Origin of the sequence: Amycolatopsis sp. NPDC051371, assembly GCF_040682155.1 — a bacterium.
Taxonomy (GTDB): domain Bacteria; phylum Actinomycetota; class Actinomycetes; order Mycobacteriales; family Pseudonocardiaceae; genus Amycolatopsis.
This window is the reverse complement of record NZ_JBFBAG010000048.1, coordinates 74,159-91,010: the sequence shown is the minus strand read 5'-3', so window position 1 is coordinate 91,010 and position 16,852 is coordinate 74,159. Positions and strand designations below refer to the sequence as shown.

The window sequence follows — 16,852 nt, the reverse complement described above, 5'->3', positions numbered from 1 at the left end:
CGTTCGTCCTGAGCCAGGATCAAACTCTCCAACAATGAATAGTTTGATCGAGACTATGTACTCAATCATTCTCAAAGGAACCTCATACGAGGTTATATATAAGCTCTACTGGCTTAGTTCACTAGCACACTGTTGAGTTCTCAAGCAACACACTCCGAGTCGCGCCACCGTCAAGCGGCCTTACTCGAAGCGAGTATTCCTAGCAGTTTTTGGTGGGACACCCACTCAATCGCTTCTGCGAGAGCTTGGTTCGTGTCCCGGCGGCCACCCGGTTTCCCTGGCGACTTGGAGAACTTTACATGCCCGGAAACCCCCTGGAACAGGGGGGTCCGTTAGCAAGATCAGCGCAGGTCAGACCCCATGACGGAGCCCGCCTGAAGCCCAGTGTGCACCTGCCGGCCCCGGAGCGCCAGAGAAAGGGCCGGGAAAGAACATTGCTCCGAGTACATTGCGCCGTATTGCTCCGCGCCAAAGCTCCGCCTAGCGTCGGCCGCATGACCCTCGCGTACGACGACCTCGGCCCGGAGGACGGCCGGCCGGTCCTCCTCGTCCACGGCCACCCCTTCGACCGCTCGATGTGGCGTCCCCAAGCCGAGTACCTGGCGGCCCGCGGCCACCGCGTCGTGACCCCCGACCTCCGTGGCTATGGGGAGTCCCCGGGGCGAGGCACCAAGACCACCCTCGACGTCTTCGCCCGGGACCTCGTCGACCTGGCCGACCACCTGAAGATGAACCGCTTCGTCCTCGGCGGCCTCTCCATGGGCGGCCAGATCGTCATGCATCTGCTCGAGGACCACCCGGGCCGGGCGGAAGCCGTCCTGCTCGCCGACACCTTCCCGGGCCTCGACACCCCGGACGCGAGGCAGGCCCGGATCGACACCGCGGCGAGGATCACCGAGGAGGGCATGGCGAGCTACGCCGACGAGCTTCTCCCCAAGATGATCTCGAAGCAGACCCGCGCGACCAGGCCGGACGTCGAGGCCCACGTCCGGAAGATGATGCGCGACGCGCCGGCAGAAGGAGCCGCCGCCGCACTGAGGGGGCGTGCCGAGCGCCCCGACTACACCGAGGGACTGCAGCGCATCGACGTCCCCACCCTGGTGGTCGTCGGCAGCGAGGACGAGTTCACCCCGGTGGAAGACGCCGAACGAATCCACCAGCACGTCCGGGGTTCGGCCCTGGTGGTCGTCGAGGGCGCCGGGCACCTGCCTAACCTGGAGCGCGAGACCGAGTTCAACGAGGCACTCGGCACGTTCCTGACCGGCAGCAAGAGCAGCGGAGCCACCCCATGACCCAGCAGCAGACCGTGTTCGTGACCGGCGCCAGCGCCGGCTTCGGTGCCGCCATCGCGCGCCGGTTCGTCGCCGAGGGCGCCCGCGTGATCGCCGTCGCCCGCAGCGCGGACAAGCTCGAGAAGCTGGCCGGCGACCTCGGCGACGCCGTTCTCCCGGTGACCCTCGACGTCAGCGACCCCGAAGCGGTCAAGGCCGTGATCGGCAACCTCCCGGAGGGTTGGCAGGAAGTCGACGTCCTGGTCAACAACGCCGGCCTGGCGAAGGGCCTCGAGCCCGCGCACCGGGCAGAACTGGCCGACTGGGACGAGATGATCGCGACCAACGTCCGCGGCCTCACGCACGTGACGCGCGCGCTGCTGCCCGGCATGGTCGAGCGCGGCCGCGGCCACGTCATCAACATCGGCTCGATCGCCGGCACCTATCCCTACCCCGGCGGCAACGTCTACGGCGCGACCAAGGCCTTCGTCCACCAGTTCAGCCTCAACCTGCGCAGCGACCTGCACGGCACCGGCGTCCGCGTGACGAACGTCGAGCCCGGCATGGTCGGCGGCACGGACTTCTCGAAGGTCCGCTTCGACGGCGACCAGGACAAAGCGGACAAGGTCTACCAGGGCACCACGCCGCTGACCGCCGACGACGTCGCCGAGTCCGTCTTCTGGGCGGCGAACCAGCCGAAGCACGTGAACATCAACGTCATCGAGCTGATGCCGGTGGTGCAGAGCTTCTCGGCGCTGCAGATCTACCGCGAGAGCTGAAAGAGGTCGGCCAAAGCCTGCTGACCCGGGTCCCGCTCGGTGGGCAGGCGTTTCGTCCGCGGCCGCCCGCCGGTGGACGGGTAGCGCAGCACCAGCTCGCCGATGCCGGCCAGCTGGTCGAGCAGCTCGCGCACGGACAGGTTCATCCCGGCCCGGTCGGCCTCGCGCCGCATCAGGTGCGTCACGGTCGCGGCGAGCACCGAGACGAGCCCGTGCGCGGCGATCCGCTGCCGCGTCCACTCCCAGCGCGGGGTCGGCCCGGTGACGGCCGGGCCGGTGAGCCAGCGGAACGTCGACTCCAGGTGCGTGCGGGCCCGGTAGGCGGTGACGACGTCCCCGATCGGCCAATCCCGGTCGGTGACCAGCACCTGCTTGCCGAAGAACTCGTCGTCGAGCCGGGCGATGGCCACGGTGTCGACGCGCCGTTCGAGCCGGATCTCGCCGGGCCGGTTCCCGCTCAGGACGGCGGTGAGCACGCGCTCGATGCGCCGGCCGCGCGTCACCCGGCCGAGCTCGGCGTGGATCTGGGCGCGGTCGCCGCGGTGGGTGCCCGCCGCGAGCGCCCCGGCCAGGCCGTCCAGCTCGCGGGTCGCGGTGGCCAGCTCGTCGGCGAACGCGCGGGACTGCGCCGCGTGCAGCGTCGCCGAATGCGTGAGGATCACCCGCCGCCGCACGCCGTCGACGACCGCGTGCGTGTCCAGGGCGGTGAGGCCGGCGAACCGCTCGGGGTCGACGCGCTTGCGCGCGGACGCGGGCTGGGTCAGCAGCTCGGGGTGGTCGGTCAGCGGCAGCGAGCCGACGAACCCGCTGCGTGAGCCCAGGTCGAGCTGGGCCGCCTGGCCGGAGTGGAAGACGAGCGTCGCGGGGCCCAGCTCCGCGGTCAGCGACGCGAACGTCGGTGCCGAGCCGTCGTCGCGCCGGTACACCCTCGACGCCAGGGGGATCGCGCCGTCGCGGGTCACCCGCAGGCCGGCCCCGGCGAGCACGCCCTGGCACGCCGAGGGCAGCGTGCAGTCGGCCGGGGCGAACGCGGCGAACTGGGGGACGTCGACGGCGAGCGCCGCGTGGTCGTCGAGCGTGTCCAGCACGACGGACGCGATGGTGTCTTCGATGCGTGTGATGCGTTCCGGCGTAAGGCGTTCCAATGCCCGCCACGCCGCGTCCACTGTGGACACGCGGGGCCGCACGACGTCCGCCGCCACGCCCGACTCCCACCACTCGCCGAGCGGCGTGTCAGGCGCGGTCGCGCGGTGCAGCACGGCGATAGCCAGCATGAGCCCGAGCGAGGGCTTCGCCCGCTGAACACCCACGACGGAGTCGACGCGGTGCACGAATTCGAGCCGCGAAAGCGTCGACCAGACCGCGGCGACATCGCCGTACGTCCGGTACGAAGCGGACGCTGGTTCGCCGCCCGGGACGGCGCGGGCGATCTCCTCGGCCGTCCCGAGGTAACGCTGGGTCACCACCCGGGGCTTGCCGTCGACCCGGCCGGATTCCGCCAGGTAGTAGTACGTCCGTCCGCCGATCTTCTTGCCGACCACCGATGCCACCCTTTAGGTAATACACCGCGAACAGCTGATCGACAACCACGGCACCAGGCTGACCTGCGACGACGATCACGCGCACCGATCGGGTGAGCGGGGTGCGGAACACACACTGGCTGGTCTCGTGAGGACGGTCCTAGCGTGGGTGGAATGGGACCCGAACCCGACGCCACCGCCCCGACCGCCTCCGCGATGCGCCGCGCGCTCGCCCGGGCGCGTGACGGGAAGACACTGGACGTAGCCGAAGCGAGCGTCCTGCTGCACGCCCGCGGCGAAGACCTGGGAAAGCTTTCCGAGTACGCCTCCCGCATCCGCGACGCGGGCCTGGCCGAGGCCGGCCGCGCGGGCATCATCACCTACAGCCGCAAGGTGTTCATCCCCCTGACCCGGCTGTGCCGCGACCGCTGCGGTTACTGCACCTTCGTCACGGTCCCGGGCCGGCTCGAATCGCCGTTCCTGTCCCCGGACGAGGTCCTCGACATCGCTCGCAAGGGCGCGAAGATGGGCTGCAAGGAAGCTCTTTTCACGCTTGGCGACCGGCCCGAGGACCGCTGGAAGGCGGCTCGCGACTGGCTGGACGCGCACGGCTACGACGACACGCTCTCCTACGTCCGCGCGATGGCCATCCGGGTGCTCGAAGAGACCGGCCTGCTGCCGCACCTCAACCCGGGCGTCCTGACCTGGCAGGACTTCCAGCGGCTCAAGCCGGTCGCGCCGTCGATGGGCATGATGCTGGAGACCACCGCCACGCGGCTCTGGTCCGAAAAGGGCGGCCCGCACTACGGGTCCCCCGACAAGGATCCCGCGGTCCGGCTCCGGGTGCTCGAAGACGCCGGGCGCAGCAGCGTCCCCTTCACCACCGGCGTGCTGATCGGCATCGGCGAGACGCACGACGAGCGCGCGGACGCGCTGTTCGAGATCCGCAAGGTCGCCAAGACCTACGGCGGCATCCAGGAAGTCATCGTGCAGAACTTCCGGGCCAAGCCGGACACGAAGATGCGCGCGACGCCGGACGCCGACCTCGAAGAGCTCGCCGCGAACATCGCCGTGGCGCGGCTGGTGCTCGGCCCGAAGATGCGCATCCAGGCGCCGCCGAACCTGATCGGCGCCCAGTACGACCTGATGATCCGCGCCGGGATCGACGACTGGGGCGGCGTCTCGCCGCTGACCCCGGACCACGTCAACCCGGAGCGCGCGTGGCCGCAGATCGACGAGCTGGCCCGCCAGACCGAGAAGGCCGGGTTCGAGCTCAAGGAACGGCTGACCATCTACCCCGAGTACGTCAACGCCGGCGAGCCGTGGCTGGACCCGCGGATCACGCGGCACGTCGCGGCGCTCGTCGACCCGGCCACCGGAATGGCGCGCGAAGGTGCGATGCCGGTCGGCATCCCGTGGCAGGAGCCGGACGGCGGCTGGCAGCAGTCCGGGCGCACCGACCTCCACACCGAAATCGACACCACCGGCCGTACCGAAGACCGCCGCAGCGACTTCGACTCCGTCTACGGGGACTGGAAGGAGATCGGCGACCGGATCAAGACCGGGCCGCAGAAGTTCGACTCGACCGTGCTGGAAGCCTTGCGCAGCGCGGAAAAGGACCCCGCCGGGCTGTCCGACGACGCCGCGCTCGCGCTGCTGTCCGCCGAGGGCAAGGAGCTGGACGCGTTCACGCGGCTCGCCGACGACCTGCGGCGCGAGACGGTCGGTGACGACGTCACGTTCGTCGTCACGCGGAACATCAACTTCACCAACGTCTGCTACACGGGTTGCCGCTTCTGCGCCTTCGCGCAGCGTCGCACCGACGCCGACGCGTACACGCTCTCGCTGGAGCAGGTCGGCGACCGCGTCGACGAGGCGTGGGCCGCGGGCGCGACCGAGATCTGCATGCAGGGCGGCATCCACCCGGACCTGCCGGGCACCGCGTACTTCGACCTCGCGGCCGAGGTCAAGCGGCGCCAGCCGGAGATCCACCTGCACTCCTACAGCCCGATGGAGGTCGTGAACGGCGCTTCGCGGACCAACCTGTCGCTGAAGGACTGGCTCATCAAGGCCAAGGAAGCCGGCGTCGACTCGCTGCCCGGCACGGCCGCGGAGATCCTCGACGACGACGTCCGCTGGGTGCTCACCAAGGGCAAGCTGCCGACGTCGGAGTGGATCAAGGTCGTCACCACCGCGCACGAGATCGGGCTGCCGACGACGTCCACGATGATGTACGGCCACGTCGACACGCCGGCGCACTGGGTCGCGCACCTGAAGCTGCTCGCGCGGCTGCAGCGCGAAGGCCTGGAGAAGCACGGGCGGCGGGGGTTCAGCGAGTTCGTGCTGCTGCCGTTCATCCACCAGAGCTCGCCGATCTACCTCGCGGGCCTGGCCCGCCCGGGCGCGACCCAGAACGAGAACCGGGCGGTGCACGCGCTGTCCCGGCTGCTGCTGCACGGGATGATCGACAACATCCAGAGCTCCTGGGTGAAGCTGGGCACCGAAGGCAGCCGCGCGGTGCTGCAGGGCGGCGTCAACGACATCGGCGGCACGCTGATGGAGGAGACGATCAGCCGGATGGCCGGTGCGTCGAACGGGTCGTACAAGACAATCAGCGACATGCGCGAAATGGTCGAGCCACTGGGCCGGCCGCTGGTGCAGCGGACCACCGGCTACGGCCGGCCGTCGGCTGAGCGGATCGCCGCCGCGGAAGCGTCGGACGGCGTCGCGACCGCCGTGCGCAAGCCGCTGCTGCCCCTGCTCACGCCGTAGAAACGATTCGGGGGGCCGGGTGGCGGAGCCCCGGTTGACACAGCTGTAGCGGGCGCCCGGCTCCGGGGCGCCCGCTACTCTTTCCGGCCCATGGGGGTTTCTCGCTTCACACCGCTTCTCTTCGTCGCGCTTCTCGCGGGTTGCGGCACTCCGCCGCCGCCACCGGTACCGACGCCCACGACGACACCGAGCCCGACGTACGGGCCGCCGCCGTCGATCGGGCTGTCGCTTTCGGTCGGCCAGGTCGAAGCCGGGCTCGGGCACCGCGCGAGCGTGCTGACGCTGACCAACCGGGACAGCGTGCCGCGCAAGGTCACCGGCTACCCGGACGTGAAGGTCCTGGCGGGCGACGGCGCGCCGCTCGACGTCAAGGTCCTGCACGAGACGTCCTACTTCGCCCCCGATCCCGGCCCGCAGGACCTGACCCTCCAGCCGGGCGGGAAGGTGCTGTCCGTGCTCGCGTGGTCGGCCACCGTCACCAGCGGCGACCAGCACACCGGCGCGGCGATCTCGGTGATCCCGATCCCCGGGGAAGCCGCGCAGAAGCAGCCGCTGGAGACCGACCTCGGCACCACGGACACCGTCAAGCTCAGCGCGTGGGCCACCGGAATCGGCCACTGATGACCTTGTGTCACCGCTCACAAACCGACGGTTGACCAGCCGGATTCTGTGCTAACTCTGTTCCCTCACCCGCCGGAAGGGACTTCGATGAGCACCTCCGTGGCGCCACTGGAAATGGTCGACACCGACCGGTACCCGCTGACCGAACCGGACAGTCCCGCTTGGCGGGAGACCGTCGCCCGTACCCGTGCGGACCTGGCCGACGTCGGCTGCAGCGTGCTCGCCGACTTCGTCCGCCCGGAACTGCACGACGTCCTCCGCGAAGAATGCGCCGCGCTCGAGCCGTACGCTTACACGAAGGTCGAAAAGGTCAACGCGTACAACACCGCGATCGACGAGCCGCTGCCCGAGGACCACCCGGGCCGGACGATCATGGAACGCGGCAACGCCTTCGTCGCGCGCGACCGCATCCCGGCGTCGTCGCTCATCAGCCGGCTCTACACCAGTCCGCTGTTCCAGCGGTTCGTCGCCGACTGCTTCGGACTGCCGGAGCTGCACGAGCTCGCCGACCCGCTGTCCGGGCTGACGCTGAACGTGATCGCGCCCGGGCGCGCGCACCCGTGGCACTTCGACACGAACTCCTACACCGTCAGCATGCTGACGCAGGCCGCTGAGGACGGCGGGACCTTCGAATTCTGCCCGGGCATCCGCTCCTCCGACGCCGAGAACTTCGCCGGTGTGCGGGCCGTGCTTTCCGGGGAAAGCACCCGTCCGGTGCAGCGCCTGAGCCTCCGTCCGGGCGATCTACAGCTCTTTCAAGGGCGCTTCGCCTTGCACCGGGTCAGTACGGTGAGAGGCAAGGTCGCGCGTCATTCCGCGATCTTCGCCTACAGCGAGCGCCCGGGGGTCATCGGCAGCGCGGAGCGGACCAGGCAGTTGTTCGGCCGGGTCCGGCCGGCACACCTCGCCGGGCGCACCGACCGGGGCGACGAGCTGCTCGACTAGATCAGGAGCCTGGCCTGTGCCTTTCGACTCGACCGGCAAGATCTCGTTCGACCACATCTACACCGCTCCCGACCCGCGGCCGTTCTTCGGCACACTGCGCCGGGTCGGCTACGAAATCCCCCAGCTCGCGAAGCCGTACTTCGCGAAGCTGATCGGCGAACACCCGGCCGAGTCCCCGACCGTGCTCGACGTCGGCTGCTCGTACGGCGTCAACGCCGCGCTCCGCCGCTGCGAAGCCACGATGGACGACCTCTACGCGCACTACACCGGCCCGGACGTGCTCGCGCTGAGCCACACGGGGCTGATCGAGGCCGACCGGGCCCGCGTCACCGGCTCGGGCGGCGCGAAGTTCTTCGGCCTCGACGCGGCGGCGCCGGCGCTCGAGTACGCGCTTTCCGCCGGGTTCCTCGACGAGGCCATCCACGCCGACCTCGAACACGACGACCCGGACAGCACCCAGCGCAAGCTCCTGGAAGACGTCGACCTCGTGATCTCGACCGGCTGCATCGGCTACGTCACCGAGAAGACGATCGCCCGGATCGCCCGCGGCTCGCGGCCGTGGATGGCTCACTTCGTGCTGCGGATGTTCTCCTACGAACCGGTCGCCGACAGCCTGGCCGGGCTGGGGTACGAGACCGCGCAGGTACCCGGCGTGTTCCGGCAGCGGCGGTTCGCTTCGGACGAAGAGCGGACGCAGATCCTCGACACCCTCGACGCCGCCGGGGTCGACCCGACCGGCGTGGAGTCCGACGGCTGGCTGTACGCCCAGCTGTATGTTTCCCGTCCTGAAGGCGCGGCCACGGAACTCGCGGCCACGCTCGCCACTTCTCAGCAAGAAGGATGACCGTGAGCAGTCCGGAATGGTCCACCCGCACCTTCGGCAACGAGGACCGGCTCCCCCGCGTCCCCGTCCCCGCGCTGGAGGACAGCGGCCGCCGCTTCCTCGAGTGGTGCGCGCCGCTGCTGACGCCGGAGGAGCTGGCCGAGACCGAAGCGGCCCTCGCGGAGTTTCTGGCCGGCCCCGGGCCGGAGCTGCAGGCCGCGCTCGAGGAGTACGACCGCTCGCCGGGCGTGCACAGCTGGCTCGACACGTTCTGGCCGTACCGCTACCTCGGCCGCCGCGACCGGATCGCGCTCAACGCCAACTTCTTCTTCCTGTTCCAGGACTCCCCGCTGGGCCAGGTGGAGCGTGCGGCCGAGCTGACCGCGTCCGCCGTGGACTACAAGCTGAAGCTCGACGAGGAGCTGGTGCCGCCGGTGCTGGTGCGCGGCGGGCCGCAGTCGATGGTGCAGCACAAGTACCTGTTCTCGGCCACGCGGATCCCGGGCGGACTGCTCGACACCGCGCGCACGCGGTACCCGTCGCCCGAGCGGCACATCGTCGTGTTCTCGAAGGGCACACCGTTCCGGCTGGACGTCCTCGCCGAGGACGGCCGCCCGTACTCCGCCGAGCAGATCGCCGACGGCCTGCGGGCGATCCTCAAGGACGACCACGGCACCGACGTCTCTGCCGGGCACTTCACGACGAAGGCGCGTGCCGAGTGGGCGGCCACTCGCCAGGCTCTGCTCGACGCGGGCAACGCCGCGGCACTCGAAACCGTCGAGACCGCGTTGTTCTGCCTGTGCCTGGACGACTTCACGCCGTCGAACGCCCTGGAAGCCGGTGACCGGCTGCTGTACGGCGACAACCGCTGGTACGACAAGGCGGTCTCGCTGGTCGTGTTCGAGGACGGCACCGCGGGGATCAACGTCGAGCACTGCGAACTCGACGGCACCACGATCCTCGGCTTCACCGACGCGCTACTGAGCGGTTCGCGGGCACCCCGGGAAGGCGCCGAGGGCGTCCCCGGCCACGAGGTCGTCGAGTTCACGCTGACCGACGCCCTGCGCGAAGACGCCCGGGCGGCCGGAGCGGCCTTCAGGGCGTACGCGGACGCGACGGCGACGCAGACCGTGTCGTTCGACTTCGGCGCCAACCGGGCGAAGGAATTGAAGATGTCCCCGGACGCCTTCGCGCAGATGGCGTACCAGCTGGCGCATCGCCGCGCGAAGGGCCTGACCGGTGCGACGTACGAGTCGATCGCCACCCGGCAGTTCCGCAACGGCCGCACCGAGGCGATGCGCGTCGTCACGCCGGAGGTCGTGCGCTTCGCCGACGTCCTGACCGATGCGAACGCTTCGGCCGACGAGAAGCGCGAAGCGTTTCGCGCGGCGGCCGCGAAGCACGTTTCGCGGGCGAAGGAGTGCCAGGCCGGGGACGCGCCGGAGCAGCACCTGTGGGAGCTGCAGCTGATCGGGAAGCGCCGGGGCGACACTTCTGTTGCGGCGCTCTACACGTCGCCGGGCTGGCTGAAGATGCGCGACGACTACCTGAGCACCAGCTCGGCGCCGTCGGTCAACATCCAGTACTTCGGGTTCGGCTCGACGAGCCCGCAGTGCATCGGCATCGCGTACGTGCTCCTGCCGGACCGCTGGAACATCTACCTCAGCACGCCGAAGCACGTCTCGGCCGAGATGCACCGCTTCGCCGACGAGCTGGCTGTCGCGGTGCGGGAACTGCAGGAGCTACTGGCCGAGTAGCCGGCGCAACCAGGTCAGCCGGGCGGCGCGCGCTGCCCGGCTGACTTGCGCTTCCGGTACCAGCGAATCGAAGCCGTGGAAACCTCCGGGCCAGACGTGCAGCTCGGCCTCGCCGCCCGCCTGCCAGATCCGGCTCGCGTAGGCGACGACCTCGTCGCGGAACGTCTCGGCGGTACCGACGTCGAGGAACGCCGGGGGCAGGCCGGAGAGATCTTCGGCGCGGGCCGCGGCGGCGTACGCCGGGACGTCAGCCTTGCCGCGGCGGTCACCCAGGTAGGCCGTCCAGCCGACGATGTTGGCCGTGCGATCCCACAATCCGCGTCCGTCGAGGTCGACGGCCGAGGGCGTGTCGTTGCGGTCGTCGAGCATCGGGCAGATCAGCAGCTGCCCGGCGAGCTCCGGGCCGCCGCGGTCGCGGGCGAGCAGCGCCGTGGCCGCCGCGATGCCGCCGCCCGCGCTGATACCCCCGAGCACCACCGGCCCGGCGCAGTGCTCGACTGTCCACAGTAGACCGGCGTAGCAGTCTTCGACCGGCACCGGGTACGGGTGCTCGGGCGCGAGCCGGTAGCCCGGCGAGACGATCGTCAGGTTCAGCGCACCCGCCCAGTCCAGCAGGTTCGGCACGTCGGCGCCGAGGTGGCTGCCGACGATCGTCCCGCCGCCGTGCACGTAGTAGAGGACCCCGGTGCTCTCGGCCGCCGGGCGCAGGACGAGCAGCGGGACGCTCCCCGCGTACTCCTCGGCGACCTTGTACGCCGGGTACGCGGCGGCCAGCTCCTCGACGGTCCGGTGCTCGGCGGCATTCAGCTCACGGCGGCCGGGGATGTCGTCGAGCGAAGCCAGCGGCGGGCGCAGGGCACGCAGGGTTTCGACGACGGGCACCAGCTCCGGGTCGAACGGGGGCGGCGTCATCCGGTGGGGTCCGAGACGACGAGGACCAGCGAGCCTTCGAACGTCGGCTGCTCGCGCAGGCGGCCGTAGCGGCGTTCCCACGTGCCGTCGTCGAGGTCGTGCTGCAGCTCGGCGGCGAACCGGTGGTGCACGCGGTCGTCGACGAAGCTCCACGCCGAGCACGACAGCCGCGCGCCCGGGTCGAGCAGGCGTTCCGGGCGGGCGTAGTAGGCCTCGTTGAAGCCGTCCGTGCAGTCGATCGGGATCGGCACGGGGACGATCGACGTGTGGCCGCCGAGGCCGTCGGCGATGTCGTCGACCGACGGGTAGCGCCCCGCCTCGGTCTCGATGACCTCGGGTGCGTAGTCGAGCAACCAGAACCGCCGCAGCAGGGCCGGGTCGCAGGTGAGGATGGCGACCGGGCCGCGGGTGACCCGGCGCAGCTCCTTCAGGCCAGTCCACAGGTCGTTCCACTGGTGGACGCTGAACGTGCTCATCGCGCCCTCGAACGCCCGGTCCGCGAACGGGAGCTTCTCGGCCACGGCGTCGACCGCGGGCGGCAGGTCCGCCGGACGCTGCGCGCGCATCGACGCGGACGGCTCGACGGCGGTCACTTCCCGGTCTTCGGGTTCGTACGCGCCGGCGCCCGCGCCGACGTTGAGCACGGTCCGCGCGTCTCCCAGCGCGTCGAGGATGTATTGGCCGATGCGAGGGTCCGGCTTGCGGTAGTCGGTGTAGACCCCGCCGATCGCGCCGTAATCCGCGTCCCCGGCGCTGCCGTCCGCACGTCGCTGGCTCATGCCAGAAAACTATCAGCGCTTCCCCGCTGCCACGGCGTTGCTCCGCCGGGCGTAAGCGAACGTCGGACATCCGGCGCAGTCGTCAATTCCTGTCGCAAAGTTGCGTAAGTTCGTCCAACTATTGCGATTTCTTGTCCAGGATTCGTATGATCCCGGTCACAGAGGTCCCCCACCTGCTGCGGAAAGGCCAGTGCCGCCCATGTCTCCCAGCTCTGTCTTCAGCGCGCCCGAAAAAGCCCCGGATCGCTTCCGGGCCAAGAGATTCGGTGCTCTCGCCGCCGCCGTGACCGTCGCGGCCGGCCTGACGATCGCCGCCGTCCCCGCCGGGGGTTCGGCGCTCGCCGCCGGCCGCGGCGCGAGTGTGCCCTTCCTCGAACAGGAAGCGGAGAACGCCGCGACGAACGGCACGATCATCGGCCCGAACCGCGCGGCGGGCACGCTCGCCGGCGAAGCGTCCGGCCGCAAAGCCGTGACGCTGTCCGGTCAGGGCAAGTACGTGGAGTTCACGCTCACCGCCCCGGCGAACTCGATCGACTTCCGCTACAGCGTCCCGGATTCGGTGAACGGCACGATCTCGCTGTACGTCGGCGGTACCCACAACCGCGACGTCCCGCTGACGTCGAAGTGGGCTTGGTACTACGGCTCGTACCCGTTCACCAACAACCCGGGTGACGGCCACGCGCACCACTTCTACGACGAGACCCGCGCGCTGCTCGGCACGTCGTACCCGGCCGGCACGAAGATCAAGCTGCAGGTCGACGCGGGCGACACCACGGCCTCGACCATCGACTTGGCCGACTTCGAGCAGGTCGGCGCGGCGGCGACCCGACCGGCGAACTCGGTGTCCGTCACCGACTACGGCGCCACCGCGGGCGACACGAGCGACGACGCTTCGGCGTTCGACTCGGCGGTCGCGGCGGCTCGCAGTCAGGGCAAGGAGGTTTGGATTCCCGCCGGGACGTTCACCCTCGGCCACCACATCACCGTCGACCAGGTGACGATCCGCGGCGCCGGGCCCTGGTACTCCGTGCTGACCGGCCCGCGTGCCGGGATCTTCGGCAAGGGCGAACCGGCCAGCTGCGGGACGTCGACCTACCCGGGCAACGGCGCGATCCCGGGCACGAGCAGCGCGGTGAAGCTCTACGACTTCGCGATCATCGGCCAGGTCGACGCCCGCGTCGACTGCGACCAGTCCAACGCCATCGGCGGCGCGCTCGGCGGCGGCTCGGTCGTGCAGAACCTGTGGCTGCAGCACACGAAGGTCGGGCTGTGGCTCGACGGGCCGTTCGACGGGCTCACCGTGTCCGGCAACCGGATCCTCGACCAGACCGCCGACGGCCTGAACCTGCACCAGGGCATCAGCAACGTCACCGTGACGAACAACTTCCTGCGCAACACCGGCGACGACGGCCTGGCGATGTGGTCCGAGCACGACGCCGACCACCACAACACGTTCTCCTTCAACACCGTGCTGTTGCCGATCCTCGCCAACAACATCGCCATCTACGGCGGGCACGACAACACCGTGTCCGACAACGTCGTGGCCGACAACCAGGACCAGGGCGGCGGCCTCCACATCGCCAACCGGTTCAGCGCGGTGCCGCTCTCGGGCACCACGACCGTCGCGCGCAACACCGCGATCCGCACCGGCGTGCTCGACTCGAACTGGCAGTTCGGCGTCGGCGCGCTGTGGTTCGACGGCCGCGACTCGGCCATCACCGGCCGCGTCGACGTCACCGACCTCGACCTGCAGGACAACAACTACGAGGCCATCCAGTTCATCGACAGCGCCACCACCGACGTGCACTTCACGAACGTGCGCATCAGCGGCGCCGGCACCTTCGCGTGGCAGATCCAGGCCAAGCCCAGCGGTTCGGTGAAGAACGTGGTCGCGACCGGGGTCGGGCGGGCCGGCGTCTACAACTGCATGGGCCCGGACGCGATGAGCGGGCTGGCCGACCAGGGCGGCAACTCCGGCTGGTCGACGACGTTCTGCGGTTCGTGGCCGACGCCGGTGTACGGCTCCGACAACGGCGGCACGACGACTCCCACCACGCCGCCGACCACCACGACGACCACTCAGCCGACCGGGAACCTGGCGCTGCACAAGGCGATCAGCGCGTCGGCGTCCCAGGGCGGGTTCCCGCCGGGCAACGCCGTCGACGGCGACGCGAACTCGTACTGGGAGAGCGCGAACAACGCGTTCCCGCAGTCGTTGACCGTCGACTTCGGGGCCACGGTTTCGGTGTCGCGACTGGTGCTGAAGCTGCCGCCGTCCTCGGCGTGGGGCACGCGCACGCAGACGATCGCGGTCGACGGCCATGTCACTGCCGCCAGCTACACGTTCAACCCCGCGTCCGGCAACACCGCGACCATCACCTTCCCGGCGACGTCGGCGCGCACCCTGCGCCTGACCTTCACCGGCAACACCGGCTGGCCCGCCGGGCAGCTGTCCGAACTCGAAGCCTATTCGTCCTGAGAGGTGCTGACGATGTCCCGTATCCCGGCTCTACTTGCCGCTGCACTCGCGGCATCCGGCCTGGCCGTGCTGTCCGGCGGCACCCCCGCCACGGCCGCGACCTGCCCGACCACGGCGTCCGGCGGCGCGAGCGTGCCGTTCCGGACCGTCGAAGCCGAGTGCTCGGCGACGAACGGCTCGGCCGTCGGCCCCGACTACACGCAGGCCAGCATCGCCTCGGAGGCGTCCGGGCGGCAGGCCGTTCGGATCACGACCGGCCAGTACGTCGAGTTCACGCTCCCCGCGGCGGCGAACTCGATCAACGTCCACTACAACCTGCCCGACGGCTCGTCCGGGCGGCTTTCGGTGACCGTCAACGGGTCCAAGCTCGCGCTGCCCGTGACGTCCCGGTACACCTATGTGGACACCGGCTTCATCACGGGCTCGAAGACGCACCACTTCTTCGACGACGCCCGCGTGCTTTTCGGCCAGAACGCCGCGGCCGGCACGAAGGTCCGGGTCTCGGCCGACTCCGGTGACGTCGGGCAGGCGACCATCGACCTCGCCGACTTCGAGCAGGTCGGCGGCGCGGGCACGAAACCCTCTGCCGCGCTGTCGGTGACCGACTACGGCGCCACCGCGAACGACTCGTCGGACGACACGCAGGCGTTCCGCAACGGTCTGTCCGCGGCGCGCTCGCAGGGTAAGGAGCTGTGGGTTCCGCAGGGCCGGTTCGAGATCGGGTCTGCGTTGCAGATCGACCAGACGACGGTTCGCGGCGCGGGCCAGTGGTACACGGTGCTGCACGGCAACAACATCTTCAACAACGGCAGCGCGTCCGGGAACATCAAGCTGTACGACTTCGCGGTGTTCGGTGACGTGACCGAGCGCAACGACGGCAGCCCGGACAACGCGTTCCACGGCGTCCTCGGGAACGGCTCGGTCGTCAGCGGCCTGTGGATCCAGGACACGAAGTGCGGGCTGTGGCTGATGAACGGCGCGTCGTCGAACCTCACCATCGAGAACAACCGCATCCTCGACACCCAGGCCGACGGCGTGAACTTCGACGGTGCCGTCACGAACTCGACGTTGCGCAACAACTACCTGCGCAACAACGGCGACGACGGCCTCGCGCTCTGGTCCAACGGCCAGGCCGACTCCGGCAACACCCTGGCCAACAACACGATCGTGCAGCCGAACCTGGCCAACGGGATCGCGCTGTACGGCGGCTCGAACAACACGGTGAGCGGCAACCTCGTCCAGGACACGAACGCCCTCGGTGGTGGATACCTGGTCGCGAACCGGTTCAACTCGGTGCCGCTCGGCGGCACGGTCACACTGTCGAACAACACGGCGCTGCGGGCCGGGGCGCTCGACCCGAACTGGCAGTTCGGCGTCGGCGCGCTGTGGTTCGACGCGCGTGACCAGGCGATCACCGGCGTGACGATCCGGGTCACCGGGTTCACGGCGATCCAAAGCCCGTACGAAGCGATCCAGTTCATCGACGGCAACGGCGCCGGCAAGCCGATCCAGGGCGTCACGCTCGACGGCGTCTCGGTGCAGGGTGTGGGGACGTTCGTGGCGCAGTCGCAGACGCAGGGGTCGGTGTCGATCAGCAACCTGAGCGCGTCCGGCGTCGGCGTGACCGGGACGTACAACTGCCCGTACCCGACGTCGATCCCGCGCATGACGTTCGGCGGCTCGGGCAACAGCGGCTGGACCGGCACCTGGGGCGACTGCTCGACGTGGCCCGCGCCGAACTCGGGCCCGCCGCAGCCGCCTACGTCCGGCAGCAACCTCGCGCGCGGCAAGGCGATCAGCGCGTCGGCGTCCGTCGGTGGCTTCCCGCCGTCGAACGCGAACGACGGCAACGCGGACACGTACTGGGAGAGCGCGAACAACGCGTTCCCGCAGACGCTGACGGTGGACCTGGGCGCGGCGGCGTCGATCAACAAGGTGACGCTCCGCCTGCCGCCGTCCTCGGCGTGGGGCGCGCGAACGGAGACGGTGACGATCTCCGGCAGCACGGACGGCGGCTCGTACACGACGCTGGTGGGTTCACGCGGCTACGCGTTCGACCCGGCTTCCGGCAACACGGCGTCGGCTTCTTTCACGGCGACGTCCCAGCGTTTCGTGCGGCTGACGTTCACCGGGAACACGGGCTGGCCCGCGGGTCAGGTGTCCGAGTTCGAAGTGGCGGCTTCGTAGGCTCGGG

12 protein-coding genes are annotated in these 16,852 nt (G+C 70.0%); 9 read left to right on the top strand and 3 right to left on the bottom strand.

The features are described 5' to 3' along the window. Nucleotides 1-494 precede the first annotated feature (494 nt). Together AB0M59_RS42060 and AB0M59_RS42055 are read left to right on the top strand one after the other, a co-directional pair. Nucleotides 495-1,292 carry an alpha/beta fold hydrolase gene (locus AB0M59_RS42060; RefSeq protein WP_364627040.1) on the top strand — a complete coding sequence of 266 codons (798 nt, stop codon included), beginning with the start codon at nucleotides 495-497 and terminating at the stop codon, nucleotides 1,290-1,292. Continuing rightward, nucleotides 1,289-2,050, top strand: a complete 762-nt coding sequence (locus AB0M59_RS42055; RefSeq protein WP_364627039.1) for an SDR family oxidoreductase — start codon at nucleotides 1,289-1,291, stop codon at nucleotides 2,048-2,050. The genes AB0M59_RS42060 and AB0M59_RS42055 overlap by 4 nt, the downstream gene beginning before the upstream one ends. Here AB0M59_RS42055 and AB0M59_RS42050 read toward each other — a convergent pair. Further along, nucleotides 2,035-3,591 (bottom strand): transposase, encoded by a 1,557-nt coding sequence (locus tag AB0M59_RS42050; protein ID WP_364627045.1) that lies wholly within the window; start codon nucleotides 3,589-3,591, stop codon nucleotides 2,035-2,037. The genes AB0M59_RS42055 and AB0M59_RS42050 overlap by 16 nt on opposite strands. 153 nt (nucleotides 3,592-3,744) lie before the next feature. Between AB0M59_RS42050 and AB0M59_RS42045 the strand changes: the two genes are divergently transcribed. The 5 genes from AB0M59_RS42045 to AB0M59_RS42025 all read left to right on the top strand — a co-directional run bounded on the left by AB0M59_RS42045 (nucleotide 3,745) and on the right by AB0M59_RS42025 (nucleotide 10,488). Beyond that, nucleotides 3,745-6,342 (top strand): bifunctional FO biosynthesis protein CofGH, encoded by a 2,598-nt coding sequence (locus tag AB0M59_RS42045; RefSeq protein WP_364627037.1) that lies wholly within the window; start codon nucleotides 3,745-3,747, stop codon nucleotides 6,340-6,342. 90 nt (nucleotides 6,343-6,432) lie between these two features. Further along, the gene (locus AB0M59_RS42040) at nucleotides 6,433-6,963 is read left to right on the top strand and encodes a DUF4232 domain-containing protein (RefSeq protein ID WP_364627035.1); all 531 of its coding nucleotides are present in this window, start codon (nucleotides 6,433-6,435) and stop codon (nucleotides 6,961-6,963) included. Between the two features lie 87 nt (nucleotides 6,964-7,050). Beyond that, nucleotides 7,051-7,908, top strand: a complete 858-nt coding sequence (locus AB0M59_RS42035) for an arpA protein (RefSeq protein WP_364627034.1) — start codon at nucleotides 7,051-7,053, stop codon at nucleotides 7,906-7,908. 16 nt (nucleotides 7,909-7,924) lie between these two features. Further along, complete coding sequence (locus tag AB0M59_RS42030) at nucleotides 7,925-8,752, top strand: class I SAM-dependent methyltransferase (protein ID WP_364627032.1); 828 nt, start codon at nucleotides 7,925-7,927, stop codon at nucleotides 8,750-8,752. After that, nucleotides 8,749-10,488: a choline/carnitine O-acyltransferase gene (locus AB0M59_RS42025; protein ID WP_364627030.1), complete on the top strand. Its 1,740-nt coding sequence runs from the start codon at nucleotides 8,749-8,751 to the stop codon at nucleotides 10,486-10,488. Before AB0M59_RS42030 ends, AB0M59_RS42025 begins: the two co-directional genes overlap by 4 nt. Here the strand turns inward: AB0M59_RS42025 and AB0M59_RS42020 are convergent. Together AB0M59_RS42020 and AB0M59_RS42015 are read right to left on the bottom strand one after the other, a co-directional pair. Beyond that, complete coding sequence (locus AB0M59_RS42020; RefSeq protein ID WP_364627028.1) at nucleotides 10,474-11,400, bottom strand: alpha/beta hydrolase fold domain-containing protein; 927 nt, start codon at nucleotides 11,398-11,400, stop codon at nucleotides 10,474-10,476. The two genes, AB0M59_RS42025 and AB0M59_RS42020, sit on opposite strands and share 15 nt — an antisense overlap. Further along, the gene (locus AB0M59_RS42015) at nucleotides 11,397-12,179 is read right to left on the bottom strand and encodes a methyltransferase domain-containing protein (protein WP_364627026.1); all 783 of its coding nucleotides are present in this window, start codon (nucleotides 12,177-12,179) and stop codon (nucleotides 11,397-11,399) included. Before AB0M59_RS42015 ends, AB0M59_RS42020 begins: the two co-directional genes overlap by 4 nt. A gap of 199 nt (nucleotides 12,180-12,378) precedes the next feature. Here AB0M59_RS42015 and AB0M59_RS42010 point away from each other — a divergent pair, with 199 nt between their 5' ends. Both AB0M59_RS42010 and AB0M59_RS42005 read left to right on the top strand, forming a co-directional pair. Beyond that, nucleotides 12,379-14,658, top strand: coding sequence for a discoidin domain-containing protein (locus AB0M59_RS42010; RefSeq protein ID WP_364627025.1), 2,280 nt, complete (start codon nucleotides 12,379-12,381; stop codon nucleotides 14,656-14,658). Between the two features lie 12 nt (nucleotides 14,659-14,670). Further along, nucleotides 14,671-16,845 carry a discoidin domain-containing protein gene (locus tag AB0M59_RS42005; protein ID WP_364627023.1) on the top strand — a complete coding sequence of 725 codons (2,175 nt, stop codon included), beginning with the start codon at nucleotides 14,671-14,673 and terminating at the stop codon, nucleotides 16,843-16,845. Nucleotides 16,846-16,852 lie beyond the last annotated feature (7 nt).